Origin of the sequence: Bacteroides luhongzhouii, from assembly GCF_009193295.2 — a bacterium.
GTDB lineage: Bacteria > Bacteroidota > Bacteroidia > Bacteroidales > Bacteroidaceae > Bacteroides > Bacteroides luhongzhouii.
In genome coordinates this window covers 942,338-969,336 of sequence record NZ_CP059973.1, presented here as the reverse complement: position 1 = coordinate 969,336, position 26,999 = coordinate 942,338, and the positions used below count along the sequence as shown (strand labels likewise).

Annotated in this window: 24 protein-coding genes, 1 tRNA gene and 3 pseudogenes; 10 read left to right on the top strand and 18 right to left on the bottom strand. The window is 42.9% G+C overall.

Features of this window, described 5'->3' with window-relative positions:
• The first annotated feature begins 2 nt into the window (after positions 1 to 2).
• The gene (locus GD631_RS03745) at positions 3 to 2,000 is read left to right on the top strand and encodes a DUF2961 domain-containing protein (protein ID WP_143258927.1); all 1,998 of its coding nucleotides are present in this window, start codon (positions 3 to 5) and stop codon (positions 1,998 to 2,000) included.
• Here GD631_RS03745 and GD631_RS03740 read toward each other — a convergent pair.
• Positions 1,997 to 2,986: a calcium/sodium antiporter gene (locus GD631_RS03740; RefSeq protein WP_143258928.1), complete on the bottom strand. Its 990-nt coding sequence runs from the start codon at positions 2,984 to 2,986 to the stop codon at positions 1,997 to 1,999. The genes GD631_RS03745 and GD631_RS03740 overlap by 4 nt on opposite strands.
• 126 nt (positions 2,987 to 3,112) lie before the next feature.
• On the opposite strand from GD631_RS03740, the gene GD631_RS03735 reads away from it, so the two are divergent.
• Positions 3,113 to 4,963, top strand: a complete 1,851-nt coding sequence (locus GD631_RS03735) for a mechanosensitive ion channel family protein (RefSeq protein WP_143258929.1) — start codon at positions 3,113 to 3,115, stop codon at positions 4,961 to 4,963.
• Between the two features lie 363 nt (positions 4,964 to 5,326).
• On the opposite strand, the pseudogene GD631_RS03730 reads toward GD631_RS03735, so the two are convergent.
• From GD631_RS03730 to GD631_RS03700, 7 genes and pseudogenes are all read right to left on the bottom strand, one after another.
• Positions 5,327 to 5,506 (bottom strand): annotated as a pseudogene (locus tag GD631_RS03730) (Riean_0653 family protein); the annotation flags it as partial.
• A 20-nt stretch (positions 5,507 to 5,526) separates the two neighbouring features.
• Entirely contained in the window at positions 5,527 to 6,009 is a 483-nt protein-coding gene (locus tag GD631_RS03725; RefSeq protein ID WP_143258930.1) for a hypothetical protein, read from the bottom strand.
• A gap of 18 nt (positions 6,010 to 6,027) precedes the next feature.
• Entirely contained in the window at positions 6,028 to 7,218 is a 1,191-nt protein-coding gene (locus GD631_RS03720; protein ID WP_185911570.1) for a THUMP-like domain-containing protein, read from the bottom strand.
• Between the two features lie 69 nt (positions 7,219 to 7,287).
• On the bottom strand, positions 7,288 to 8,067 hold the full coding sequence (locus tag GD631_RS03715) for a M15 family metallopeptidase (protein ID WP_143258931.1): 780 nt from the start codon (positions 8,065 to 8,067) through the stop codon (positions 7,288 to 7,290).
• A 146-nt stretch (positions 8,068 to 8,213) separates the two neighbouring features.
• Positions 8,214 to 11,117 carry a DUF6493 family protein gene (locus GD631_RS03710; RefSeq protein WP_143258932.1) on the bottom strand — a complete coding sequence of 968 codons (2,904 nt, stop codon included), beginning with the start codon at positions 11,115 to 11,117 and terminating at the stop codon, positions 8,214 to 8,216.
• Between the two features lie 13 nt (positions 11,118 to 11,130).
• Entirely contained in the window at positions 11,131 to 14,088 is a 2,958-nt protein-coding gene (locus GD631_RS03705; protein ID WP_143258933.1) for a DUF6493 family protein, read from the bottom strand.
• Positions 14,076 to 15,431 (bottom strand): SWIM zinc finger family protein, encoded by a 1,356-nt coding sequence (locus GD631_RS03700; protein WP_143258934.1) that lies wholly within the window; start codon positions 15,429 to 15,431, stop codon positions 14,076 to 14,078. The genes GD631_RS03705 and GD631_RS03700 overlap by 13 nt, the downstream gene beginning before the upstream one ends.
• Positions 15,432 to 16,026: 595 nt before the next feature.
• Between GD631_RS03700 and GD631_RS03695 the strand changes: the two genes are divergently transcribed.
• The 5 genes and pseudogenes from GD631_RS03695 to GD631_RS03675 all read left to right on the top strand — a co-directional run bounded on the left by GD631_RS03695 (position 16,027) and on the right by GD631_RS03675 (position 18,715).
• Positions 16,027 to 16,530: an RNA polymerase sigma factor gene (locus tag GD631_RS03695; protein ID WP_143258935.1), complete on the top strand. Its 504-nt coding sequence runs from the start codon at positions 16,027 to 16,029 to the stop codon at positions 16,528 to 16,530.
• Positions 16,531 to 16,695: 165 nt separating this feature from the next.
• On the top strand, positions 16,696 to 17,490 hold the full coding sequence (locus GD631_RS03690; RefSeq protein WP_143258936.1) for a Cof-type HAD-IIB family hydrolase: 795 nt from the start codon (positions 16,696 to 16,698) through the stop codon (positions 17,488 to 17,490).
• A 32-nt stretch (positions 17,491 to 17,522) separates the two neighbouring features.
• A complete protein-coding gene (locus GD631_RS03685; protein WP_223225875.1) occupies positions 17,523 to 17,744 on the top strand; it encodes a hypothetical protein in 222 nt (73 codons plus the stop codon).
• 86 nt (positions 17,745 to 17,830) lie between these two features.
• Positions 17,831 to 18,379, top strand: a pseudogene (locus tag GD631_RS03680) (hypothetical protein).
• Positions 18,380 to 18,394: 15 nt separating this feature from the next.
• Positions 18,395 to 18,715, top strand: coding sequence for a helix-turn-helix domain-containing protein (locus GD631_RS03675; RefSeq protein WP_143258938.1), 321 nt, complete (start codon positions 18,395 to 18,397; stop codon positions 18,713 to 18,715).
• A gap of 163 nt (positions 18,716 to 18,878) precedes the next feature.
• Here GD631_RS03675 and GD631_RS03670 read toward each other — a convergent pair whose 3' ends face one another.
• Positions 18,879 to 19,148, bottom strand: coding sequence for a hypothetical protein (locus GD631_RS03670; RefSeq protein WP_143258939.1), 270 nt, complete (start codon positions 19,146 to 19,148; stop codon positions 18,879 to 18,881).
• A gap of 20 nt (positions 19,149 to 19,168) precedes the next feature.
• Positions 19,169 to 19,921: pseudogene (locus tag GD631_RS03665) on the bottom strand (DUF4373 domain-containing protein); the annotation flags it as partial.
• Between GD631_RS03665 and GD631_RS03660 the strand changes: the two are divergent.
• Positions 19,911 to 20,417, top strand: coding sequence for a transposase (locus tag GD631_RS03660; RefSeq protein ID WP_370511914.1), 507 nt, complete (start codon positions 19,911 to 19,913; stop codon positions 20,415 to 20,417). The pseudogene GD631_RS03665 and the gene GD631_RS03660 overlap by 11 nt on opposite strands.
• Positions 20,418 to 20,539: 122 nt before the next feature.
• Here GD631_RS03660 and GD631_RS03655 read toward each other — a convergent pair.
• The 5 genes from GD631_RS03655 to bamJ (GD631_RS03635) form a co-directional block, all read right to left on the bottom strand.
• A tRNA-Ile gene (locus tag GD631_RS03655) sits at positions 20,540 to 20,613 on the bottom strand.
• Positions 20,614 to 20,704: 91 nt separating this feature from the next.
• The gene (locus tag GD631_RS03650; protein WP_004296605.1) at positions 20,705 to 21,016 is read right to left on the bottom strand and encodes a DUF4491 family protein; all 312 of its coding nucleotides are present in this window, start codon (positions 21,014 to 21,016) and stop codon (positions 20,705 to 20,707) included.
• 5 nt (positions 21,017 to 21,021) lie between these two features.
• Entirely contained in the window at positions 21,022 to 21,486 is a 465-nt protein-coding gene (locus GD631_RS03645; RefSeq protein ID WP_004302580.1) for an Lrp/AsnC family transcriptional regulator, read from the bottom strand.
• A 159-nt stretch (positions 21,487 to 21,645) separates the two neighbouring features.
• Complete coding sequence (gene bamJ / locus GD631_RS03640; RefSeq protein ID WP_143258940.1) at positions 21,646 to 22,524, bottom strand: BamJ family beta-barrel-assembly machinery protein; 879 nt, start codon at positions 22,522 to 22,524, stop codon at positions 21,646 to 21,648.
• A gap of 20 nt (positions 22,525 to 22,544) precedes the next feature.
• Positions 22,545 to 23,129, bottom strand: coding sequence for a BamJ family beta-barrel-assembly machinery protein (gene bamJ / locus GD631_RS03635; protein WP_143258941.1), 585 nt, complete (start codon positions 23,127 to 23,129; stop codon positions 22,545 to 22,547).
• Between the two features lie 407 nt (positions 23,130 to 23,536).
• Here bamJ (GD631_RS03635) and GD631_RS03630 point away from each other — a divergent pair, with 407 nt between their 5' ends.
• A complete protein-coding gene (locus tag GD631_RS03630) occupies positions 23,537 to 24,235 on the top strand; it encodes an SIR2 family NAD-dependent protein deacylase (RefSeq protein WP_143258975.1) in 699 nt (232 codons plus the stop codon).
• An 18-nt stretch (positions 24,236 to 24,253) separates the two neighbouring features.
• Here the strand turns inward: GD631_RS03630 and GD631_RS03625 are convergent, their stop codons facing one another.
• From GD631_RS03625 to GD631_RS03615, 3 genes are all read right to left on the bottom strand, one after another.
• A complete protein-coding gene (locus GD631_RS03625) occupies positions 24,254 to 24,478 on the bottom strand; it encodes a hypothetical protein (RefSeq protein ID WP_143258942.1) in 225 nt (74 codons plus the stop codon).
• Between the two features lie 13 nt (positions 24,479 to 24,491).
• Positions 24,492 to 24,842, bottom strand: a complete 351-nt coding sequence (locus GD631_RS03620) for a helix-turn-helix domain-containing protein (RefSeq protein ID WP_143258943.1) — start codon at positions 24,840 to 24,842, stop codon at positions 24,492 to 24,494.
• Between the two features lie 70 nt (positions 24,843 to 24,912).
• Positions 24,913 to 25,689, bottom strand: a complete 777-nt coding sequence (locus tag GD631_RS03615) for a class I SAM-dependent methyltransferase (protein ID WP_143258944.1) — start codon at positions 25,687 to 25,689, stop codon at positions 24,913 to 24,915.
• 442 nt (positions 25,690 to 26,131) lie between these two features.
• Between GD631_RS03615 and GD631_RS03610 the strand changes: the two genes are divergently transcribed.
• On the top strand, positions 26,132 to 26,989 hold the full coding sequence (locus GD631_RS03610; protein WP_143258945.1) for an SGNH/GDSL hydrolase family protein: 858 nt from the start codon (positions 26,132 to 26,134) through the stop codon (positions 26,987 to 26,989).
• The last annotated feature ends 10 nt before the right edge of the window (positions 26,990 to 26,999 follow it).

Sequence of the window (26,999 nt, the reverse complement as noted above, 5' to 3'; positions counted from 1 at the left end):
TTATGAAAAGAAGTATTTTTTTAGTTTGTTTTGTTGTTTTCGGGGTTGTGTCATTGTCGGCAATTGGCTCGATAGTCTCTGTAGCACAGTCGGGTTGGCAGACTGATAGTATATCTTATGGTATATCTCGAATGGTTGATATTGCATCTTTGCCCCTGTTAGATCGTGGAATCTCTGTCCATTATGAAGGTAGTATTGATAAAAGAGGAAAGAATGCCGACTGGGACTGGAGTCTTTACCAGGATCAACGTGGAGAATGGGTAATATTTGATGTTGATGGTCCGGGATGTATTTATAATCTTGTACAACATCGCTATATGAGTTCAAGTGATCCGCTCTTCCGTTTTTATTTTGATGGAGAAGAAACGCCTCGTTTTAGTTTACATTTATCTGAATTCGGAGAGAAAGAGCCTTTTATAAAACCTTTGGCTGAAAGTTATATTGGTCCGTTTGATAACGGAAGAGGGCCCATATGTGTTGCACGGAGTTTTGTTCCAATGCCGTTTAACAAGGGCTGCCGTGTAACCACCGATGTGAAACTGGAAGGTTATGAAAGAACCAAAGGTGAAGGAGGTTGGGGACATGTTGTATACCACACTTATGCGGACAATGGTATCAAGACCTTTACCGGGAAGGAGAATTATGATACTTTGATACAATTATGGAAGAAACAAGGAAGTAATCTTTTGTGCAAAGATCAATTGGCATATCATCGTAAGTCGGAACAAAAGATTAATGCTGGCGAATCCATTACTTTATTGGATGAAAAAGGAGAGGGAGCTATTGGTTCTTTAAAATTTTATCTTCCGGAGATTAATGAGCAGCACTTGCAGGATGTATGGATTCATATGTTTTGGGATGCTCATCAGCAACCCGATATTTCATGTCCTTTAGCGTGTTTGGGAGGCAACTCTTTGGGCTTTCACGATACCAACTATTTGTTGTCTGGATATAATACGGACGGCTGGTTCTATAATTATTTTCCAATGCCATATTGGAAACATGCGAAGATAATGATTGAAAATCGTAGTGGTGTTCCTGTTTCTTTGGGATTCTCAGAAATAGCAGTTTCCCGGTCGGTTTATCCTACCTCTAATACCGGATACTTTCGTAATACACCATACTATACCCGAAAACATGTGGCAGGAACAGATAGTCCGATAGCCGCTATTCAAGGAAGAGGGAAGATGGTTGCTGCCCATATTACATGTCATGCCGAACGTTCACATATCATTTCTTGCGAGGGGGATGTTCGTGTATATATTGACGGCAAACGGACCCCACAAGTTGAAAGTGACGGTTCTGAAAGTTATGTTTGTTTTGGTTGGGGATTCCCGACTCCGCCTGAAGTGCATCCAATGGGAGGATATGACGGTCTCTCGGATAACCCATGGTCTATGACTCGTTTTTGTATAGGCGATAGTTATCCTTTCTATTCAGAGCTAAAGTTTGGAATAGAGTCGGGCGAATATAACAATCAGTATTTGGAACATTCGGGTACTATATTCTATTATGGCCAAGATAAAAATGTACTAGTGAAAACTGATAGCTTGGATTTAAATTCTTCGCATTCCATTAAACGGCACTCTTATAAAGCTATAGGTAATGTACGAAGAACAAAATTGGAAAGTTTCTTTGAAGGAAATGAGGATCGTATTTTATATGTAGGAGAAACCGTCCGGTTTGAAAGTTTTAGTAGTTTTAAAGTGAACATATCTTTTCAAAATGAAGGAGTGCGTTTGCGTAGGTTGAGCGATCAAAGCGATGCTCGACAAGCAGCCCGTGTTTTTGTTGATGGTGAAGAGGTTACAGAACGTTTATGGTATGTAGCTGATAGTAACCCTTATAAACGCTGGTTGGAAGATGACTTTGAAATTCCAGCCAGGTATACTAAAGGGAAAAAATCATTAAATATTCGTATCGTACCAGTTTCTATGTCTAAAGAAGGAAAAAATACTTGGAATGAAGCTGAATATCAGGTGTTTTGTTATAATAATTAGGAATTATAAATCAATACCACCGTGTACGCCACATAACAAAGTATCATAATCCCTCCTTCGATTCTCGTGATAGTCCTTTTGGCAAAGAACAGCCCGAATAACCAAAGCAGAATTCCGGAACCTACTAACGTAAACAGGTCAAAGTTGGTAATTCCACTAAGATGGAGAGGAGTGATGCTGGCGCTACATCCCAGTACAAAGAATATATTGAAGAGGTTACTACCAATCACATTCCCAATGGCAATTTCCGGATTCTTCTTTAATGCGGCAACGATAGACGTAGCCAGTTCAGGAAGAGAAGTACCTCCTGCAACCAGTGTCAGTCCGATAACCGATTCGCTGACACCCAGGTTGCGGGCGATGCCCGTGGCACCGTCAACAAACAGCTGACCTCCAAAAATAAGGGCAGCCAAGCCTCCGATGATATAAAGAATGGATTTCCACCAAGGGAGTGATTTGATCTCTGTCTCCTCTTCTATGGTCGGAGGTTCTATCTGTCCCGCTTGTTCCGTCGTGGTCGGCTTGGAGGCGATGGCAAAGGTGTAACCCATGAAGATGACAAAGAAACAAAGCAATAATAAACCGTCTACTCTGTTCAGAATATTCTCCGGAGCTTTATCCAGAAATACATCATTGGCACAAATTAGCAAGACCATAGAAGAAAGTATGCAGAGCGGTATCTCTTTTCTAAGCGTATTGCGGGTGATGACAATCGGGGCGAATAACGCTGTGCAGCCCACAATCATCAATGTATTGAATATATTACTTCCCACTACGTTGCCTATGGCAATATCCGCGCTTCCTTTGAGAGCAGAAGATACACTGACCGTCAGTTCCGGGGCAGAAGTGCCGAATGCAACGATGGTAAGTCCGATTACGATAGGAGGGATGCGAAAATGCTTGGCTACTGAGGCGGCACCGTCTGTTAAGCCGTTAGCTCCTAGAAGAATGAGGATTAATCCCCCGATAAGTAATAATATATTCATGTTTTTTCTTTTTTAGTGGCAAAGATAATCAATTTGGAAATGGTAATGTCAAAAACAATCCGTATGTTTGCTCTGTTTTTAATGAAATGTTAGATTAACCTTAATTATAATCAAGGAATATAAGGTATGGAAATAAATAAAATAAAACGGTCGTTACTAGTGTTGTTCTTTTCTTTCCTGGCAATCGGGGCGCAAGCACAGTTGGAACAGGCGGTTAAGAAGATATTTGCCGGAGATACAATAACGGGCGGACATGTTCCTTTGAAACGGGATTCGGACTCTATCCACTTGGCGAATATGCAGAAAGCATTGGAAGAAGCCCGGCTCAATGAGGCGAATATGAGGATGGAAATGGAGCAGATGAAGCTCCAGATGGCTACCGCCGACTCCGTAAAATATGCACAGCAACGACAGCGCATCGACTCCCTGCGGCAGTTCACTAAGGGAATACCGGTAGTGGCGGACGATGATACCTTATTTTACCTTTTCACCAAACGAGGTGGATATACTCCTCAGCAACGTGCCCAAATGACCGGTGCGGCGATTGAAGAAATAGGAAGACGCTTTAATCTACAACCTGATTCTGTTGCTATCGACCATTCGGACATAGTTTCCGATTTGATGTACGGCAGCAAAGTACTACTTTCTCTTACCGATCAGGATGCCTTGTGGGAAGGAGTTTCCCGTGATTCGCTAGCTAAGGAAAGACAACAGAGTGTCATTACCAAACTGCATGAGATGAAAGCCGAGCACGGACTTTGGCGTATGGCAAAGCGTGTGCTCTATTTTGTGTTGGTAATTGTTGGACAGTATTTCCTGTTCCGCTTGACTAACTGGTTATTCCGTAAACTGAAAGCGCGTATTCTGCGCCTGAAAGACACGAAGATAAAACCGGTATCCATCCAGGGATATGAATTGTTGGATGCGCAGAAACAGGCGAACCTGTTAGTGTTCCTGTCCAGTATCGGGCGGTATATACTGATGGGATTGCAGCTACTGTTTACCGTACCGTTGATTTTTATCATCTTCCCGCAGACAGAAGGACTGGCATATCAACTGTTGGGGTATATATGGAATCCGATTCGCGGTATCTTTGTGGGTATTATCGACTATGTGCCCAAACTGTTTACCATCATCGTCATCTGGTATGCCGTGAAGTACCTGGTACGTCTCGTCTTGTATCTGGCACGTGAAGTGGAAGCCGGGCGACTCAAAATCAATGGCTTCTACCCGGATTGGGCGATGCCGACTTTCCATATCGCCCGTTTCCTGCTCTATGCATTTATGATTGCGATGATTTACCCTTATCTCCCCGGCTCCGATTCCGGTGTGTTCCAGGGTATTTCGGTATTTGTCGGATTGATCGTTTCGCTCGGGTCAAGTACGGTTATCGGTAATATTATTGCCGGACTGGTGATTACTTATATGCGTCCGTTCAAGATGGGCGACCGGATCAAATTGAATGATACCACAGGTGATATCATCGAAAAGACTCCTCTTGTCACCCGTATCCGGACTCCCAAAAATGAGGTTGTGACTGTTCCCAATTCATTTATCATGTCGTCTCATACGGTGAACTACAGTACTTCGGCGCGTGAATATGGACTGATTATTCACTCGGAAGTATCTATCGGTTATGATATTCCCTGGCGGCAGGTTAATCAGATACTGATTGATGCTGCGTTGAACACTCCCGGAGTGGTGGATGATCCACGTCCGTTTGTGTTGGAAACTTCTTTGAGCGATTGGTATCCGGTCTATCAAATTAATGCTTATATCAAACAGGCAGATAAGATGGCACAGATTTATTCGGATTTGCATCAGAATATTCAGGATAAATTTAATGAGGCCGGCATTGAAATTATGTCACCGCATTATATGGCAGTTCGGGATGGAAATGAGACGACCACTCCCAAAGAGTATCAGAAAAGCAATAATCCTTCCAATAAGGCGGGGGAAGAAAATAGATCTGAATAGTTTTTGCTTGGATTGATCGTAGGCTTACGGGACTTCTACTAATCGGTAGGCGATAGAATATTACTAAAAAGGTGTCCTTTTCATCACGAAAGGAACACCTCGGGTTGTGTGTTTTTTCACTGAGAGTAGAATTTATATCATCAAGAGAATTTAAATCTTTATATTCATATTCTGTTGTATATTAGTGATTTATAAATTTACATAATTGCTTCGATTTTTTTGATTTGTTGGTTTAAAAGGAACGCCCTCTTCCTTTTAAACCAACCTCCCGTTCCTTTTAAACCAACGGGGGCTTCCTTTTAAAGGAATAAATAGTGTGATTTAGTTCGTATTAAAAGTTTGTTTTTACACCGGTATTGATCTATATGAGTGTCCCCAATTCAGGTAGCGTCCTCCCACATAAACCCAGCCGTCCATCAGGCAACCGAATGTGTTGGCGCCTGTAGTGGTGGCAGAAGGCAAAACGGTGATATCGATCGATTCATCTTCCGTACAACTCCAGAAGCTGATGATGGAAAAGAGAATGAGTATATATTTCTTCATATTGCTTTTTTTAGTGAATGTTAGAAATAATAGGATAATCCCGTAGTGACGTTTAGTCGTGTGAGGTTGGCATCATCATTTGAATCGAGTTTTACAATAACCTTTTCTCCGTGATAGTGAGTCCTCATTCTAAGTAGTTCGCTATACATATATTGTACTCCTAGACTGACTCCTAGGTTGGGACTCAGCTTATAGGTAACATTGGCATTGGTGAGTAGACCGATAGTGAAGGCTCTCACTTTTCGTGTGTTGCCGAATACTTCGCTGTTGTTTCGCAGAATGACTCCGCCAGGACCGGTTGTCACCCGGATTTGCCAATGTTTGGTATTGGCATTACACATTCCGATTTGCGTGCCGATGAAATGAATCCATAAATGGTCTTTTCCTTCAGGATGGCTTCCTTTGGAAGAAAATCCGGTGTAGGTTCCTCCAAAGATAAAGCGTTTGAGAGGACGGAAGAGGTATTGCCCATCCCAGCTTACGCCTTGTGCAAGTGTGCGCAGGTAGCTGTGGGTACTAGTTCAGACTTTCTCACAGCGGATGATAACTTTTTGTCCATTATTTAACGTGCTGGCAAATAGGTAGGTATCTCCTCCTTCTGTCAGATGGAGCCGTTTGCGAAGTTCGGCTACTGTGGCGGGGAAGTTACGGACAGTCACATTTGCTTTTTTCAGATCTGCCAGATTTTCCTTTACTTCTTTTTTATTGAAACTACAGTGGTTGACAATCCGGAAGATTCTTCCGGGGAAGTTTTCGATGAAAGTATCGGAGGTGTAAAGATGACTGTTGGGATGCAGTTTCCGGACAGAGTAGACTGCGGCGATACTGCGGAAGGCACCGGCTTTTAGAAGAGATGCATTCGGCTCGTAAAGGTAATTTTCTAAAGATTCGGTATAAGTACATTCGCTACGCTGCTCTTGTTCGCGGGTGAATACGAAGTGTTGTTCTTCTTGAATCCTTTTCGTGAAGAGGTTTACACAATGAATGGCGATTTCTGCCGGTGATGTTTGTCCGAGTAGGATTAGCAGTTCCTTACATTCGTTATTGACGGATAGGATATGAACTTCCTGTGTATGTTTCAGCTCTTTCAGTGCTACTGAAAGATCGAGCATGGGAGAGAGTTTTATCATTACCCGGTTGGCTTTGCTAAGCAGAAGATCTTCGAGTTCGGCTACGTTCGGTTCGCAGTCGGAGATGGCGACCGTTTTTCCGCCGTATTCATTGCGGCGGGCAGGGTCGAGGAAGATACAATCTACGGGGGACATTGTTTGCAGATAGGCTACTCCGTCCTCATTTCTTACGTTTATATGGTTTAGATTCAGTATGGGAAAGTTGTGTGCGGCTATTTCGCAAAGCTCTTCCTGACGTTCTACATAAGTGGCGGACTTGAATCCGGTGGCAAGAAAAGAACAGTCTATGCCGAAGCCTCCGGTGAGGTCGGTCAGAGAATCTCCTTGCGAAAGACGGGCTTTGTAGCGGGCAGTGATTTCAGAAGAGCATTGCTCTAGCGACAGATGTTTCGGATACCATATCTTTTCTATTGCCCACCATGAGGGAATCTTTTCGGCGGCAACCTGTTTTCCTGCAATTTGGGTGATGGCAGTCGGCATATCTATATCCGGATACTTTTTAGCTTGTAAAGCCAGTGCGCGTACATCCTCCGATGAATGTTCGCGGATGAAAAGTAGAGTTTCGGGGGAAATTTGTATCATAGCGTTATTGTGTTATAGGATATTACACTGAATCGTTGAGCACCGGTTATGGTCTTGTCGAGTGCCGATTTATGGTATTAACTTATATTTCTGTCTGGCTACATCCCGGCTGCAAAAATTGAAATGCCACCATTCACTGGGTAATGCACGGAACCCGGCTTCTTTCATTACTTTTCGCAGCAATATCCGGTTCTGACGTTCTGTTTCACTCATTTTTCCGTTATGTACCAGTTCGTTTTCGTTTGTGATGTGAGCTTCCACACCCAAATGGTCTACTTTGGTTCCCATAGGTAAAGGCTGCCCTAAAGAGTCTTGAATACTGATGTCTACTGCCAGCCCGTAGTTATGTAGTCCGCCTCCACGGTTTGGGTTGGAGACATATTTATATTTGGACGTTCCTTTCACTACGTTCCACATTTTCTTTTGTACCGACATGGGGCGGGCTGCATCGTAAATGATAAGACTATAAGAGGGATGTAGCTCTTTCAAGGCTTTTTGTGCTTCTATAAGAGCGTATGCCGCATCCGGATGCAGATAGGCTTCCGTTAGGCTATCGTAAAGCACTTCGCCCGTGAAATTATCAGCCTGCGTATACATTAGTTTGACAACGAGGCTACTATCCAGATCGGTTACATTGACAAGTCCTAGTGAGTCCATATAGAGAGCCATTGCGCTTCGCTCTGGCGGTGGCGGTGAGACGGTGGTACATTCTTCGCCGGATTGCATATCGTCCGGTGTATATTCGTATTCCGTCAGGGTGGGACCCTCCTTCTCCTTTTGGTCGGAAAAGAAGGAGCATCCTGTCAGCAGCAAACAGAAGATGGTTAAACTATATTTTAGAATGATCATTCAAACTTTGGTATTTTGTGTGCCAAAGATACTTCTTTTTGGCTTTAGCTCCAATAAACTACCTTTAAATCCTGATTGTTTAAGTGATCGGGTCGTGCCAATACGTTGACACAACGCAAGAGATTAAGTAACTCCAACCGCTTCTCTTAATGTTGGATATTAGCCACTGTTTTTTTCAGATTGGCGACCCCTTTCCAAACGTCCAACAGGTGCAAAACCTGTTCATCTTTGGCTTTGCTGTTGTTGATTGACAACAGTTCTGCATATATCTCCAACAACTTTTTTAAATCTTTTATCGGCTTTTCCGGAAGTTCGGCCAGCATTGCCACGATTAGTTTCTCCAGTTCCCGGTTGTGCAGGGGGCTGACATTCATCATTTGTTGCTGTATCAGATCGGTGAGTCTTTTCAACGGTCCCCAGCCGGTGTGTTGATGTGAACCTAAGATTTTACCTATGTGTTCACTGTCTATACATCCTTTGCCGACACGGTCTATCCAGATTTCGGCGGCGTAAGAACGGGAAGTCTTATCTGCTACCAACATACAACTGGCTTCCAGTATGTAAGACGTCTCATGCCAGGTGTGTCTTAACTGATGAAGCGCTTCGATGGTGGCTTTGGTGATGCCTATTTCCCTGACCTCATTTAGCATCGGATAATATATGGCACTGCGGATGCACCATACCAATAATGGTTCAGGCATATTGGGAGTTAACCATGCCAAACGTGGCAAGTCGTTCTGTATATCGTCGTAACGTTCTATCAGCGGGTACATTTCGACCACTAACGGATGAGGATCGTATGAATGGTAATTGATTCTCTCATTATATTCGTCTTTATTGACGATATGAGAGTTCTTGCTTTCCGGGATATCGAAATTAAGAATAGCGGAGGTCCATTCTACTTTTTTCTTGTTGTAATCGATATACGAGTCAGTGTGCAGATAAGTTCTCCATACAAAGTTTCCGGTCAGGAATTCACGTGGCCCTTTACTATAAGAGAAATCTTTGAATTCGGAGTAGATTGTCTCCGGCGACTTGACGAGTCCTGCTGTCATCCACCAGGAAGGATGGGTGAAGGGGGCTTGAGGGAGTGCGTCTTCTGCTCCCAATAAGAAAGAAAGTAAACGTTGGTATTCTCCTTTTAAGTCTTGAAGGATGATAGGGAGTTCTTGCGATGAATCATCTAGTGCCACTCGCGAGAGTGCCGTTTGCATATCCATATCGTCTGGCTCGGCGTTTGCTAGTTGATATTGTTTTAATCTTTTTATCAGGGTTGCCGGAGCAATAAACATAGGTATATGGGTGGGAGTGGACAATAGGGGTAAAGGTTTCTCCTTGCTTTCCAAAAGGTCTAGTGTGCGGCATAATAGCTGCTTGTGAACGGGGAATTTCTCTTTTTGGTTTGTTTTCTGACGGATGGTGAGTTTCTGCAGATTTCGATAGCCCCATTTACCTTTCTGCAGTTCGTCTTTCTGTACCATTTTCTGATGTAAGTCGCTTAGCTCTTTTGCTTCTTTAGGGAAGCGTTTAACCAGTAGCTTTGCATAATCAAGGAGAAAAGTTGCCATTAGTTGGTCTAATAGGCCGTTTCGTGAACTTCCTCCGTTTATCAGTAGTTTGTAGGCGCGTTGAAGGATGGGTGTCCATTGTGAGATTTGTTTCGCTTCCTGTTGCCGGTCCCATTGCACTAAGGCACCGAGTAATAGGTCGAAGTGATAGATCTCGTTCACATCCAGCACTTGGCTGGCAAGAAATATCAGGTCTTCGGGAGAAGCGATTTCCTGTATCCGGTTGTCCTCACGGATAATGGGAAGTATTGGCTCATACACGAAAGAGGCGGAATCGTTATCGGGCTGTCCGAAGTGGGCGGGAGTCGCTTCATTATAGGCAGAAGTATGGCCGGATTCGTTATTTTCCAGATAAGCCTTCAGCTCTTTTTTAGTGTTTGTCAACATTGTTTCCGTATATACGGAGAGTGCTTCTCTTAATGTGGCGGATTCCGTCTCTCCATACGTCAGGATCAGTTTGACTATCTTGCTTTGAGTGGATTCTTCCCGGCTCATTAATCCTTGTGCGGCAACACAACAGATGGTGTCACGAAATTCTTTTCTTTCTTTTGCCAGCTTGTTAAGTACGGCCAATGTGTTTTGGTGGACTGCCTTCACATCTGAAGCGAAAAGAACGGAAGTCTGATTCAGAAACTCTTCGATCCGGAATTGTGGATGAACGCATAAGCCTTTCAGCAGTCCGAGTATGGTATTAACCGGGCGGCTGTGAGGGGCAGACAGGACGGCGAATATTTCCGGTTGTAATGCGAGTTGCTCTTCTATGCTGGGGTTAAGTGCGGTAAACATGCCTGCAAACCAGCCGCATAAGTTCTTGTTCATTTTTCGGTTGACAGCGAGCAGAGATTCCCTTAATACACGCATACGGTCTAGCTGTCCGTGTTCTACGAAGTATCTGAAAGAGAAATAAGGTTGTCCACTCGTACGGCTGTCTGCCCAGTTTTGTCTGCAGTCATGTTGGAACAGATACCAGATATGCTCTTTGAGTGTGATTACCCGTTTTTGCAGGAAATCTGTATTGTTCAGATAGTTCACCAGATACTTCGCGATGGTTTGTGGAGAGGGTGTTATGGTGAGTACTCCTTGTTCTATCCAATCCATCAGGATCTCGTAATTCATTCCGTAGAAACCGTCGAATTCTTTGCTTTCACCTTCTTTGAAGAAGCTATCGAGCCAGGAGGGAATGTACCACGGGATCAATTCATTCAGTTCCTCCGTATTGATTCCCCATTCGTATTTGCGGAATTCTTTCAGAGAATAGACAACGAGGGCGGTAAGATTGATGATACGATGCTGTACGGAAGTTGCCCGTGTACCGTATGTATTCTCGTTAAGTTGCACGAATTTACTGTAGTATTCTTCCAGTTTGTTCAGGCAGGGGACAAGCCCCTTTCGCTCTTCCTGTGTAAGTCCTTGCAGAAAGGGGATGATGTCATCACCCTGTTGCTTTTCTACTATTTCGTTGAGGCGTTCTTCTATGGTCATAATCATGAATTTATTATAGTTTGTTGAGTGAAGTGGTCACTTTCTTCAGATTGCTGTTCGTTGCCCATTCTTGCAGGCGTTGCAGGAGTCGTTCGTTCGTAACCTTGCTGTGGTTGATGGTCAATAGTTCCAGATAGAGTTCGAGCAGTTGTTTGAGTCCGGTGACGGGTTTGTCGGGCAATCCGCTGATAAATACAGTGAGCAGTTCTTCCAGTTGGCGGTTGTGGAAAGCACTTCGTTTGTACATGCTTTCGTACACTTGTGTGGTGAAGCGTTTTAACGGAGCAAGTTCCATGCTGATAAGCCGGGCCAGGATTTCTCCTACCCGGTGGTTGTTTATTCTCCCTGTGGAGAGTCCTTCCACCCATAATTCTGCTGCATAGGAACGGACTGTTTTGTCTACAAAAAGCAGTGAACCGCTTAACAGGAGCAGACTCATCTCTTTGAGCGGGCAATGGAAAGACAATAACATACGTAAGGCACAGGCAAGAGTACGTTTGCTGTCTTCCTGTGGAGTGCCGAACGCCATGTAGCAGGAGATAATCCGGGCTATCAACGGTTCCGGGTGGTTAGGGTAACAACACAATAGAGGTTCCATGTAGCGGGAGTCATCCATGTTGTATTTACTGTTAATAATCAGATGTTCCTGCCATAGCTGATGGCTGTTGCGTTCGATATATTTGTGCCATTTGTGAAAATCAAGTTGGAGCAGGCGTCTGTCCGTTTCGTATGAGTTTTCTTTGGGTTTCACTTCTTTCCATTCGTAGTCTCCTGTCAGATGCTTGTGTGGCAATGTGTTACAGGCGAAAGACTTGAATGCTTCAAATTCTGTCTCCGGTGCTTTTACCAGTCCGGCGGCTACCCAAGCGGTCGGATGGTTGTAGGGCGGTTCGGGTTGCGTGTTTTCGTCTAATAAGAACAGGGAGAGATGCAGATACTCATCTTGCAACAGTTGCCGGGCGGTGACGATGGCTTCTTCTTTGTCTTCCATGGCACAACGGGCAATAGCCAGTTGGAAATCCCACGAACAGGGTTTCTTTCCTACTTCCTGATATGCGGCAAGCCGGCGTATCAGTTCGGTGGCTTGTAGGTATGCCGGGGTATGAGTGGGAGTAGAAAGCAATGGCAATGTATTTCTTTCTTTTATTTTGCGGATCACATTCAGCCATAACTGCTTGATGGGGGTGAAACAGGTTGCGTTGCTATAACCGGGTTGCCAGTCAGCAAGTCGTTTGAAGGAACGTTCGTCGTAAGCTCCTCTGTTTTTATCTATTCCTTTCAGTTTCTCTTCCAGCCGAGTGAATATGTTTCTCAAAACTCCTGTATTAGGGTCGTCTGTCTGTGCCCATAAGCGTTGGTATTCCAATAGGAAAGTGGCAAGGAGATCTTCGTATGGTTCCCAACTATTGGCAACAATATTAGCTGCCCGTTGGAAAATAGGTTCCATCCGGTTGAGGTCTTCTTTATCCAGTTGGGGATGGAAAGCAATGATAGCGGCAATCGTTGTTTCTACCTCCCAGTTCTCCTCCATGTCGAACAAACGGCTAAGCTGGAACAGGAAATCTTCTTTGTTGGCAGGGAATGGAATACGATTGTCTTCCCGGCAAATGCGGACGGCTTCCAGAGATGGCTCTTCGGAGAGGAGGGATTTATCAGTACTATTTCTTTCTGTATTCTTTCCTTCTGTATGAAGAATGTCTTCTGTCGTACTTGTATCTGTTGCATTTGCTTCTTCTGCAAGGTGTGGCTCTGTAGACTGTGGCTTGAAAGATGCGAGTATCGCTTGCACACTTTGAAACATCTCCGGTTGATAAGACTGTAGTGTTTCTTGGAGATTGGACGAAGAGGCGTCTCCATACTTTGAAATAAAGTTGGCAGCTTTCTTTTGCAGGCTTTCGTCCTTCTTCAAAAATAGTTGGCAGAGAGTGATACAACAAGGCTCTTTCATCTCAGAATGTTGCGCAACGATCTTTTCAAAGATGGAGTAAATGGTTAATAGCGAGTTCTTGGGACTGGAGAAGAAAAGGGTGGTTGCCCGTTCGATGAATTCCTGATAGCGGAATCCTTCTTCGTCTGCAATGCTCTTCAACTGTTGCAACATTATATTTACCGGTTTGGTGTAGGAAGAAGTGAATGTTTGCATGATCTCTTCCTGTAAGGATAACAATTCTCCGGTGGTCGGTTGCAGCGTTTCAAAGAATTTGGCAAACCATCCTGCCATGTCTTTTTTGAAGCTCCGGTGAAAAGTGGCGAGGGTGGTTCTTAGTAGCCGTTCTCTATCCAGATGACCGTCCAATGAATAGCGATAGAGGGCCGCACTGATACTTTCATCCCGTGTTGTGATCCCTTTCTTATAAGCATTTTTGGCACAGTCATCCTGATAACCGATGATTGATTCGTGTTCGAAAAGCGTCCAGATGTGCTCTTTCAGTGTAATATCCCGCTTGAGTAATAGCTCACTGTTGAAAGTATCGTCTCCTTTGCCTCCCTTTTTTCTAATGAGGGTAATCCAGGGGAGTACATGCGCTATGCGGTTTGGCGTAATTTCTTTGAGGTATCCCATGTCCATGAGCTGCATCAGTTCTTCGTAATTGAGATCGAAATTGAACCATGTTTTGTCATCGTTGATAAAGTCTGTCAGCCAGGCAGGGTTGTAAAGTGGGAGTAGTTTGCAGAGCATATCAAACTTCACATGATATGCCATATCCACCTCCCGTTTGTTGGCACATACAAACTGTACTGCCGATAAAAAATGTGCCCGTGCCGGACTACAGGTTGTCTCACTGCTGAAACCAGCGAACCTGCCTTTTATCCATTGTAATTCCCGGATTAGCGGCAGCAACTTCCGCCTGTCCTTCATTGGCAACTCCAATAATCTCTTGATAAAAGGGATTAATATCTTCTCTTCATTCTCCGGAGTATCCACATAAGCTTTGGATAACTTCTCCAGTTCTTTTTTTAGTTCTTCCATTGCGCTAGTTTCTTTACTGCCAAAATATGTTTGCAAGCTCCCCGTTCTCCCTGATTGCTGCTAAACCAGGTGCAAGTGCAACGCTCTTTTTCGTTCTCTCTGTCCAGAATGACGGTATGCCTCACTCCTCCGCTTCCTGCAACACGGGCTTCTGTCCGGTTACCGTCATTCGAAATGATTTCTACTTTTTCTTCTTTCAGCAACTTTTCAGCGGCTATCATTCGGGGATTGAGGCTCAAAATACGTTCGGTTTTGAAAGGCAGACGGCGGTAGAAGAAACTGTTTTCATCCAAATCAAATCCCAGCAACCCCATTGCTGCCAATCGTGCCGAGAGAGAATCTACCTTATCCAGGTCAATATGTTCTTTTATGGCAAAAAGAGTGGGGTTGAACTGTTGATTGGCGTAACTGTATTTATCCATCGCCTCTATCCATCTTTCAGGTACGTCTTCGAGCAGAGATTCCAGTGCGGCACCTTCTCCGGAAAATCCTCTCCAACATTCGCGGGAAAGAGAAAGACTGAAGCGGACCGGACCGAAATAAAGTTGCCAGATAGTAGATTGCATAGTAGGATGCACAAATACTTTCAACTCATCGGCAAAGGGAAGCAAAGGCTCGAGCAAGCGCAAACGATGGAGTCCTCCGATGCAGATGGCATTCATACTTTTCACCGGTGAAAAGGCCGGTTTTTGACCACGCATCACTAAATAATAATCACATTTCACACTACTTTTCGGAAGTGTCTGGAAGAGTTGCAGGGTTTGTATGCGATTGAAGGAAAAGACCTTTTCGGCAACGGATTGATAAATTTGCACCGTAGTCAGCCCCTTTATCCATTTCACGGGCAGAGGTACTTTTCGCTCTATCACCTTCTCACCTTTATTATAGAGTCCCACTTCTTTGGGACCGACCGACATTACTACATTTTCCTGTCTGCCTATTCCTCCTAAAGCAGAAATCATTCCGGGATTAAAATCTACATTCGTTGTCCCGTTTTCCAAGAATTCTCCGTCGTGTCCATCAGGAAGTACATCGACCCTGGCGTATACACCTGCACAATTAGAAAATCCTTCAAAGCGCAAACGATTATTTCCAGCCGTTACAATTGGGTCTTTCAGCATTGCAAGCTGTGCTGGTGTCAGATTGAAACTGGATTGCACAACGTTGGATAATGCAATGAGGCAACGTGCCGTCATATAAGGTTGTGTCAGCTTTCCCCAAAAGAAACAGGGAGCTTCTTTCTTTTCTATTTCGCTATATTTGGCAAGAAACAGTTCGTCTTGATCGGCCGACCGTTGCAGTGTAGAAGGAGCTGCATATTGATAAGAAATAGTATCAGTCATGGATAATAAATTGGTATTTGGTTGTACATTGCCCAAATATAGAAATTAATTCTTACGTGAAAAAAGAAGTAGGAGAATTTACATCACTTTGGAATGTGTGAGATATTATAAAATATCGTCGAAAGACTAATTTATGCCACTTTTTATACTAGTTATGAGATACAATTCTTTATATTTGGACACAATTTTTTATACATAAAACAATTATTCTTTATAACTATTCTTAAATCATACGTTCCATTTTGCCGGAAAATAATACTTTTGCCCCCATAAAAAGAATGTTTAAGCGACAGATTTTAAATTAAGTCTTATGAATTTTTTAATATAAAAAGACAGCTGTTTGTGAAAATCGCTAATATTGTTTGTTTTGTTTGTGTTATCCCATTTTGAGTCAGGTGTGACTTCAAAATGGGATTTTTGCTGTAATGCGGATTAAAAACCACCCGAATACTATCAGAAATGACCTAAATTCTATCAACCGATAGATTTTCCCCTAAACAATGTCTGTTCTTCACCTGCCACATTTGTTGAAAACCCGTAAACTTGCAACATCAAAATTATAAAAACGAATACTCACAATTTAAAAATAGCGTATATGAAAAGTTTAACCTTCAGGAAAGATCTGATAGGAGTACAGGATGAATTACTCCGCTTCGCATACAAACTGACAACCGATCGTGAAGAAGCAAACGATTTGTTACAAGAAACCTCATTAAAAGCATTGGATAACGAAGACAAATATACCCCCGACACAAATTTTAAAGGATGGATGTATACTATAATGCGGAACATCTTTATTAATAATTACCGCAAAGTAGTGCGCGATCAGACTTTTGTCGATCAGACTGAAAACCTCTATCATCTGAATCTGCCACAAGAGTCAGGTTTTGAAAGTACAGAAAGAGCTTACGATTTAAAGGAAATGCACCGCGTAGTCAATGCTCTGCCTAAAGAATACAGAGTTCCATTTGCTATGCATATTTCAGGATTCAAGTACCGTGAGATCGCAGAAAAGTTGAATCTTCCGTTAGGTACTGTAAAAAGCCGCATATTCTTTACCCGTCAGAAATTACAGGAAGAGTTGAAGGACTTCCGCTAAACGTTAACTATCATTTTTCAGTAGGTATCAATAGGTATAGGGCAAAAGGATCTTGTTTCCTTTTGCCTTTTTTATTTTATGTATTGGTGGTATACCTGCTATGGGGATTTTTTCAGTAACTTTGTCGCTGGGTAATAGACTGTAAATAAAAAAAATATAGATGTTATGATAAAAGCAATCATGCTCGATGTGGATGGAACATTGGTGAGTTTTGAAACTCATGAAGTATTGCAATCTTCTGTTGAAGCCCTTAAGGAGATTCATGACCGTGGGATTCGAATAGTCATTGCTACCGGCAGAGCAGCAGGTGACCTTCATGAAATAGCTGCTGTTCCGTATGATGGAATTATAGCATTGAATGGAGCTGACTGTGTCTTACTGGATGGCACTGTGATAAGGAGACACCTTATTCCAAAGGATGATTTTAAGAAAGCCATGGAAATAGCAAAGGCTTTTGATTTCGCAGTCGCTATTGAATTGGATGAAGGCGTGTTTGTCAATCGGCTGACTCCGACTGTCGAACGGATTGCCAAAATCGTGGAACATCCCATCCCTGCCGTTGTAGACATTGAAGAACTATTTGAAAGAAAAGAGTGTTGTCAGCTTTGTTTTTATATCGATGATGAAATAGAACAGCAAGTAATGCCGCTTCTGCCTAACCTTTCCTTATCACGCTGGCATCCTTTATTTGCTGATGTGAATCTTGCAGGAATCAGTAAGGCAACCGGAATTTCTGCTTTTGCCGATTATTATGGAATTGAGATGGCGGAAATAATGGCTTGTGGTGATGGCGGTAATGATATCCCTATGTTGAAAGCTGCCGGAATCGGAGTAGCTATGGGAAATGCATCGGAGGCTGTCAAGGCTTCAGCCGATTTTATTACTGATACCGTTGAGAATGACGGTTTGTGTAAGGCTTTGAAAAACTTTGGAATTATAGCCAGTTTGACAGGTATATAGGAGGGGCTCATCGAAATATCAAAGGTAACTTGGTGTTAGGAGCCATCATCATATTCGTGATGATTATCATTCACTTGGTGAGCGGATGCGAACCTATGCTTCCCGCTGAATCGGAAAATAACAAAAAAACAGAAATACTGTCACACAACCAAGATAGCACCAACAATCAGGGAGAAATACTACCCGAACCGGACATCAGTGACTGGGACACAGATACCACCACCTACCAGACAACCACTAAACCAACTAAATAAAACATTTTTCTTGCTAAACAATCAACCTATAAGTTTATTATCTCGTTATTTTTGCGTATCTTTGTCTTGCTATAAAACAAGGAGATATGACATTTGACGACATTACTGGAGACCGAAAATTATGGGCTGTACACTTTGAAGGCGAGGATGATAACGAATTTTATAAGGTGTTCAACAACTGGGCCGACGTGGTTTGGCTACGCGCTTTCTTCAAGGAGAACATTGACGACTTTGAACGCCTATTTTAAAATAACGGATATAAAAGAAGCTATCAGCGATACTATTGAAGATAGTGAACGCCTTCGTACATCATAATGGACATCTCCCCGGAAACCGATTTAAGCAAGATATTCCGTCCGCTGGACAACAACCAAGCTTCGGATGTGATGCTGCAAAAAGAAAAGGCCCGGTTAAAACGTAAATACGGTCACTCGTCATGGCTCCGGTTATACGCTATCAAATTGATTCAAGGCAACTACATCATCACCGGAGGCGCCATCAAGCTGACGGCTACGATGCAGGAAAGAGAGCACACCAGGCAGGAACTTGTGAAAATAGACAGGGTTCGACGCTACTTGCTTGAAGAAGGAATTATTGATGACGAAGGGTTTATAGAGTATATTAGTGAATTATAATTTGGGAGGAATAGTATGGAAAATAGTATGAAATCTATCGCACAAAGGCTTGAAGAACATTCTTCTCCAACGCCTTCGAAATGGCGTGAGCTGTTTGACTTCCTTGAAACAAACAAGTCTTGGCTCCGACATTCGCAAAATATTGCCATGCTGATGCTGGACAGGATGGAAGAATTAGGAATGAGCCAAAAGCAATTGGCTGAAAAAATGAATTGCAGCCCGCAATACATTTCAAAGGTGTTGAGAGGACGGGAGAACCTTTCACTCGAAACTTTGACCAAGATTGAAAACGCACTGGAAATCTCCCTTATCAAAGGGGAACCGGTAGCTGTATAACTCACATCGGCTGCAGTAGGAAAGATTTGCTATCATATTTTTCCAGGATGAAACATTTGCCAGCACTATTCCCGAGCTGCAGCAGCTGATCCGGAAAAATGTGATAGCAAATCTTTCATTGGCCAAGATCTTCCGGAGCGTATTTTGCTAGCAATCATTTCCCCTACTCTTTTTCCCTGACCGCTTTCTCCAACCTGTCGAGTGCCGACAGAAAACCCCGCACGGCTTCGCCCTGCTCCCGGTATTTTCGTTTCAGTTCTCCGTGTTCCTTCGCTTCCTGCTTGTAGTGGGTACAGAAACGGGGGTACTCCCGCACAACGTGTTTGATTGCTTCGCTGGCCGTTCGCTTTCCTGTAAGATTCTTCAAAATTTCAAGCTGCGTGACTTCCTCGGCAGTCAGTCGCAAGGTGATCGTGCTTACTTTTTCGCTCATCGTTGTTGCTTTTTGTGAGGCTATGAAGCCGATTTGTTTTTTATTCCGTCATCTCCGTGACTGCTGCCCGCTATCAACCCCACGGCATCCCGTAGCCGCTTCAACAGGAACAACCGGGGCATCCGCAGGCGTTTGTTCCCGTGCATTTCGCCTAGAATTTGCCATACGGGATTTCCTATTTCGCCATGTCCGGACAGTTTGAGCACCTCCTCAAGCTCCCGGGGGGAAAGATTGTAAGGGCTTAGGGCCTCTATCAGCCCTTTGGGATTGCGTGGCTTTTGTTCGCGCGCCACCTCCTCCACTTGTGGCGGGCGTTTCCCGGTAGTTGTGGAAGCAGTATTGCTACCTGTTGCAATGGTCGTTTCAGGCTTGTTTCTCCCCAACGGAGTGGAAGAAAGCAAAGCTCTCGCTTCCTCCTCCGTGAGGTCTCCGATAGTCGGTAGGGGGATAGAGGAGGACTTTTCTTTGTTTTCTTTTTCTTTTCTTTTCTTTTCTTTGTCGATTTTTTCCGGAAGGTTTCCGGAAGTTTCCGGAAAGTTCTGGAAATCTTCCGGAACTTTCTCGAAAGTAGGTTCTACCGTTGTCGGTGACACCGACACGTCCGGTACGTTTTGCCCGGTCGGTTCCGCGGCTGTCGCAGCTTCAAACAGAGGCATAGTGACGGGTTCCTTTATGGGCTGCTCCGGTTCTACGAGAAGAATATCCAGCGGGATATACATTTTCTTCTTCGCCAGCTTGCAGATGTCTATATATCGGCTCTGAATGGCCCGGGATTTAGAGAACGATGAAATTCAGCGGTGCAGAGAGCAAAATATAGAGTATGTTCCGTTTCGATATACCAATGGTGATACCCGTAAGCAGCTGCTGGCAAGGGCTAAGCATGTACTTGTCAAGCATTTTAGTAAATGGACTGAATCCCAAAGAATACGTGCGGAAATCATATTCGAATATTATCCGGAATTGAAATCAGTTTACGACTTAGCTATAGAGTTGACCAATGTGTATAATAAGCACTATGACAAGGATGTGGCACGTGGAAAGCTTGCCTTGTGGTACAATAAAATAGAAAAGCTTGGATACGGATGTTTCAGAACCGTAACAAATACCATGCAGAACTATTATGAAACAATACTAAACTATTTCGTTAACAGGGAAACGAATGCATTTGCAGAATCATTCAATGCAAAAATTAAAGCGTTCAGAGCACAGTTTAGGGGAGTCGGAGATATACCATTCTTTATTTTTAGATTATGCAAACTAACAGGGTAGATTTAACATACCCACAGGGTTTTCGGACTGCCCCTTTTTTCGATTGCCTATGTTGTTGAACGCAAAAAAGCCGCTAAAACTGCAATTTTAGCGGCTTTTTGTACTTAAATAAGTGTAAGAGGTGGGCCATCTTGGGCTTGAACCAAGGACCTCCAGATTATGAGTCTGTTGCTCTAACCAACTGAGCTAAAAGCCCGATGTATCCATTAACTGGATGCGGTGACAAAAGTAGTATTTTTCATCGAATTATGCAAATTCTTTCGAGAAAAAACTGTAATCCTTTGCTTCTAGAATTTATATTTGCGCTTCGGATTCTTGGGGAACCATCCTTTTTGTACCCGTTCTTCCTGTTCGAAAACCTCTTTGATCGTCCAGAAGGAAGAAAACGCAAACACGCCTAACAAAGAAGATAAGATCACATTATCGATACTTAATGAGGCAATTACACCGGCAATGCCGAGTACCAGGAATATCCACCAGCATTTTGTGCCCCAGTAATATTCGGCCTTTACCACAACGGGGTGAAAAAGGCCGATAATCAAAAAGGTACAGATTCCGATGAATAACCCTGCAAGGTGATATTCATTTAGAAACTCCATCACAATTATTTTTCAACGCGAATGGGAATCTCTTTCTTGATACTCTGTTCCAGAGAAATCAAAGTCTCGGTAGCTACTACACCCGGTATTTCTTGCATTTTGTTATTCAGCAAATCCATTAGATGTTCGTTGTCGCATGCATAAAGTTTTGTCAGCATTGTGTACGGGCCTGTAGTGAAATGACATTCCACAATTTCGGGAATCTTTTGTAATTCCGCTACGACAGATTTGTACATGGAGCCTTTTTCCAGCTTGATACCCACGTATGTACAAGTTCTGTAGCCCAATGATTTCGGGTTCACATGGTAACCGGAGCCTACAATGACACCTAGGTCAATCAGTCTTTGCACACGCTGATGAATAGCTGCGCGTGACACTCCACATTCGGCAGCTACGTCTTTAAAAGGGATGCGGGCATTCTGGGAGATAATCTCTAGGATCTGCCTGTCGAGGTTGTCTATTCTTTCCATAATAATAAATTGTAATTTCCTGTTGTTATCAAATAGTAAGCAAATATAGAGATTTATTTTAATTATTCATCTTTTTCAAGAAAAAAAATAGGAAAAAGCAAAAAAAGAGGCGCAAACGTTTTGCGCCTCTTTCCTTTTTCTATTTAGAAAAGAACTTTCTTATTTTTTATCTTTTTCGATGCTTAACAGTTCAACTTCGAAAATCAAAGTAGAGAATGGTTTGATTTGGTTGCCAGATTCTCTTGCACCGTAAGCAAGTTCTTGCGGGATGTAAAGTTCCCATTTAGAACCTACAGGCATCATAGTCAATGCTTCTGTCCAACCTTTGATTACTTGGTTAGCACGGAAAGTAGACGGTTCGTTACGTTTGTAAGAGCTGTCGAATTCTGTTCCATCGATCAAAGTACCTTTGTAGTTCACTTTCACTTTGCAAGTGTCAGCAGGAATTTCACCTTTACCTTCAGTAATTACTTTGTATTGCAGACCGCTTGCTGTTGTTTTTACGCCGTCTTTAGTCTTGTTTTCAGCAAGGAATTTTTCGTTTTCAGCTTTATAGTCAGCATATTTTTCTTCCAAAGCTTTTGCTTTGATTGTTTCCATAGCTGTGCGAGTATATTCTTGAGCTGCTTCCATAGTCATCATACCACCTTTTTCCAAAGTACCTGCGATGAAACCTGCCAGGAAGTTTTCTTTGCTGATAGTTTTAGTAGAGTCTGTGCCAAACAATTCTTGGTTGATACCTTTCATCATCTGGTTGCTGATTTGCTGACCGATTTGCAGACCTGCCATGTAAGCGATGTCTTTTTTGCTAGTCTTGTTTGCACCTTCGTTCAAACCTTTGATGAAATCTGCCATGTAAGTAGTATCAACATCCAGACGACCTGTCAGATAGCCCTTCAGACCTTGAGTCTGAGCCATACCGATAGAATACGACAGTGAGTCGATGTCTGTTTTCAGATTTGCTTTAGGAGCTTGAGCTGTACAAGAAGCAAGACTTGCTGCAGCGGCGATTGCCATAAAAATACTAACTTTTTTCATTTTGCTTTGAAATTTTTTATTTATAATACTTCGAGTAATTCTACTTCAAAAATGAGTGTGCTATGAGGAGGAATCATTTCTCCGGCACCTCTTGCGCCATATGCGAGTTCTGACGGAATATACAGTTTCCATTTAGAACCTTCCGACATCAGCTGCAAAGCTTCCACCCATCCCGGGATTACTTGGTTGACACCGAATACAGCCGGTTCTCCACGTTGGATAGAGCTGTCGAACAGTGTACCGTCAATCAATGTGCCTTCGTAATGGCATCTTACCTGATCGGTAGCTTTCGGCTTTTTACCTGTCCCTTCTTTGATGATTTCATATTGTAATCCGCTGGGAAGGACAACTACACCCGGTCCTTTTTTGTTTTCTTCGAGGAATGCCTGTCCCTGCTCAATAGCAACGGCACCCATCTTAGATTCCAATTCTTCGAAATATTTGTTCACTATTTCGCGGGCTTCATTGTGGCTGATAGCTGTCTGATTACCTTCTAATACGTCTTTGATTGCTTGTGCGAAATCCTCTACCGCAAGGTTTCCAATTCCCATGCTTGATAAGTTTTGACCAATTCCGAGGCCAATAGCGTAACTGAATTTATCCATATAATGTTTTTTGTTGGCGATTGAAATGTATCACCTTCATGGTTTTAACTTTCAATCAATTGCAAATTTATGAAACGCAAAAGTACGTGTTTTATTTGAATGATTTAGCATTTGCTATTTAAAAATTCTTATATCTGTGAAAGTTAATCGCTTTTTTTTAAAGAATTAGTCCTTTTGTTGGTGGAATTTAATCTGTTTATTCTTATTGTTTAGGTTTGTTTATGCAGGCAATTAATTGTCTGGCAGCTGTCAGACGGATAGATGTTGGCATAAATGCTGCCAATTATCAGTATCTTGCATTTTTAGTTTCGTATGCTTCGGATTAGATTAAGCATAAAAAAGTGTTCTTTTATTCGATGATTCTGATTACATTTGTGTGGCTATTAAAAAAAGAAGGAGGAATAGTAATGAAAAATCTGGTAGTTTTGACGGGGGCGGGGATGAGTGCCGAGAGCGGGATTAGTACATTTCGAGATGCAGGCGGTTTGTGGGATAAATATCCTGTGGAGCAGGTGGCTACTCCTGAAGGTTATCAGCGGGACCCGGCTCTAGTGATTAATTTCTATAATGAACGCCGGAAACAGTTGTTAGAAGTGAAACCGAACCGTGGGCATGAGTTGTTGGCGGAACTGGAGAAAAATTTCCATGTAACGGTGGTGACACAGAATGTAGATAATCTGCATGAACGCGCCGGAAGCAGCCACATTATTCATCTGCATGGCGAACTGACAAAAGTATGTTCCAGCAGAGATCCATATAATCCTCAATTTATAAAAGAGTTGAAACCGGAAGAATATGAAGTGAAGATGGGAGACAAGGCTGGCGACGGCACTCAATTACGACCTTTCATTGTATGGTTTGGAGAAGCTGTGCCGGAGATTGAAACGGCTATTCAATATGTGGAGAAAGCGGACATTTTCGTCATTATCGGTACATCGCTTAATGTATATCCTGCGGCGGGGCTGCTTCATTATGTACCGAGAGGAGCAGAGGTGTATCTGATTGATCCGAAACCGGTAGATACACATACTTCCCGTTCGATACATGTAATTCAGCAGGGGGCTTCTGAAGGAATGGCCGAATTGAAACAATTGTTGGGAGTTTGAGACTTTCTCCCCTCCGTTTTATTCCAGTTCGCTGGCAAAAATATGATTATTTCGGAGTACTTCCGATATTTCAAGTGCAGTGATATCACTGCACTCGATTCTTAATATTTTCTCCCAATCCTCAAAATCCACATTCCATTTGTCTATTTGAGGGAACTCTGCCAAAAGTTTTCCTATGCGTTTGATGTCGCATTTTTTGGTGATAGAAGTTCGAAAAATCAGAATCTTATTTTCTTTTTCCATATTCTTTAGCGTTTTATTTTAGTGACCGGAACTCCCGGATTGTCATATTGAAATGCAGCCTGAAATTGCGACTTAACAGCGAAAGGCTGCTAAAGCCGCAAAGGGCGGCAATTTCGGTGGCGGAAAGTTCCTTGTTTCGTTTTAATAATAGAGCTGCTTTTTCAATCCGGGTGCGTTTGATATAATCCGTAGGCGTTTCGCCGGTCAGGATTGTAAATACGCGGTGGAAGTGGAAAGGGGAAAAGCATGCGATACCCGCCATTTTCTGTAATGATAACGGTTGGTCAATGTTTTGATGGATATAATCGGTCACTTTGTTGATCCGTAACTGATATTCTTCCTTATTTATATCTTTCGTTTCCATATCTTCTGCAAAATAAAGGATAATAAATGCCGGAGAGTTATCCTATCTTGCTAACTTCTCCGGCAGATAGTCAATCTCTTTTCTGTCCTATATAGAATACATAGCCGTAGTATTCTTTATACTTATTATATAGGCTCTCTTCGTGCCGTTGACCGGCGATGAGGTCTGCGGCAGCTTCATTTCCCGCATACTTCTTCAGAAAGGCTTCCTGAACCGGGAATTGGGGAGCATAGAAATGCTCGGTCCAGCAATTTTCCGGTAAGATGAAATGGGCTGTCGGGATATATCCGGCTTTTTCCATTTGCGCTATTTTTCTCGGAATCGTATCGATTTCCGGGTAATTAGCCATCCAGAAGTCGTCTATTTCGGAGGGGCGTTCCGGGGTGAACCAGGATGCTTCCGTTACAGCGATGAATCCGTTCTTCTTCAGGAACTTGTTCCATTCATTCATGCCGCGTTCGAATCCTATATTATAGATAGCTCCTTCGGACCAGATCAGATCGAGTTCTTCCTTTTGAAACGGCAAAGCGTCCATAGAGCCGACGATACCTTTTACTCTGTCTTCGCAATGGGCTTCTATTGCGTTTCTGTTGAATATTTCGATGAAATCGGGGAAAAGGTCGATACCTGTGATTTGTCCTTTCGTATAGTTGGCCAATGTCATTGTCTGTCCGCCTGTGCCGCAGCCAATATCGGCTATTCTAGCTTTGTCAGACAGTTCGTTGGTGAAACTTAGAGCTTTTTGTGTGACTTCAGGGCTTCCCGGACCTTGGCGTTTTAGTCCTTTGAAGTAATTGCATATCAGTGTGAAATCGAATTCGTGGATTGTTTTTAATTCGTTACTCATTGTTTTTTAATGTTTTAGCTGTACGGTAAATGAAGGCATGTGACGATGCTTGTGATCATTTGACCATACAAATAGTTTAAAATTTAGATATAGAAAATAACTCTGACAAGAGTATGTCAGAAAACATAAGGGATAATCTGTAATGAGAGGAAGGCTTACAGATTATTTACAGAACGGAATCCTTATGGAATGAAAATGAGTTAAACATCCAATTTTTCTTTTAGTTTGTGACAAAGATAGGATTTTAGGTGTAGAACTCAATGATAACTTTGATGAAAAAATACTGTAAACCTGCATTTTAGCAAGAATAGTCAAATAGGGCCCCGTTTGTCTGTCCGGTTGTATGGATGAGATTGAATGCCCAAATTGATTGAAACTACCTATTTTTGAATTACATTTGCAGGATATTAGATACAAATCTCTCATTTAATGTATAATACCGATGAAAAGCAAATTATTACTCACATGTACCATTCTGTTTTTCTGTTCCTCTTTTCTGTGCGGACAGAATCAAACATCTAAAGTTGCAAACTCTGCTGAAACGAATAATGGAGCTGTCCGGCATCCGTGGCAAGGAAAAAGAGTGGGATATTTGGGAGACTCTATTACAGATCCCAACTGCTATGGTGACAAGATAAAGAAATACTGGGATTTCCTGCAGGAATGGCTGGGGATTACTCCTTATGTATATGGTATCAGCGGCAGACAATGGAATGATGTGCCCCGCCAGGCTGAGAAACTGAAGCAGGAACACGGGGGAGAAGTGGATGCTATCTTGATTCTGATGGGTACGAATGATTTTAATGACGGTGTGCCTATCGGAGAGTGGTTTACGGAAACAGAAGAACAGGTGATGGCAGCCCGTGGACAGACCAAAAAGCTGGAAACCCGCAAGAAACGTACGCCTATAATGGATGAAAACACGTATAAAGGACGTATCAACATAGGAATCAACAGACTGAAACAACTGTTCCCGGATAAGCAGATTGTACTATTAACTCCGTTGCACCGCTCCCAGGCGGATTTTGGAGAGAAGAACGTGCAACCGGATGAAAACTATCAGAATAGTTGTGGTGAATATGTGGATGCCTACGTACAGGCTGTCAAGGAGGCCGGTAATGTGTGGGGAGTGCCCGTGATTGATTTTAATGCGGTAACCGGGCTGAATCCGATGGTGGAAGAACAACTGCTTTACTTCTACGACGCAGGGTATGACCGTTTACATCCCAGTACAAAAGGACAGATACGTATGGCACGTACGCTGATGTATCAATTGCTTGCGCTGCCCGCAACATTTTAATGGGAACTAG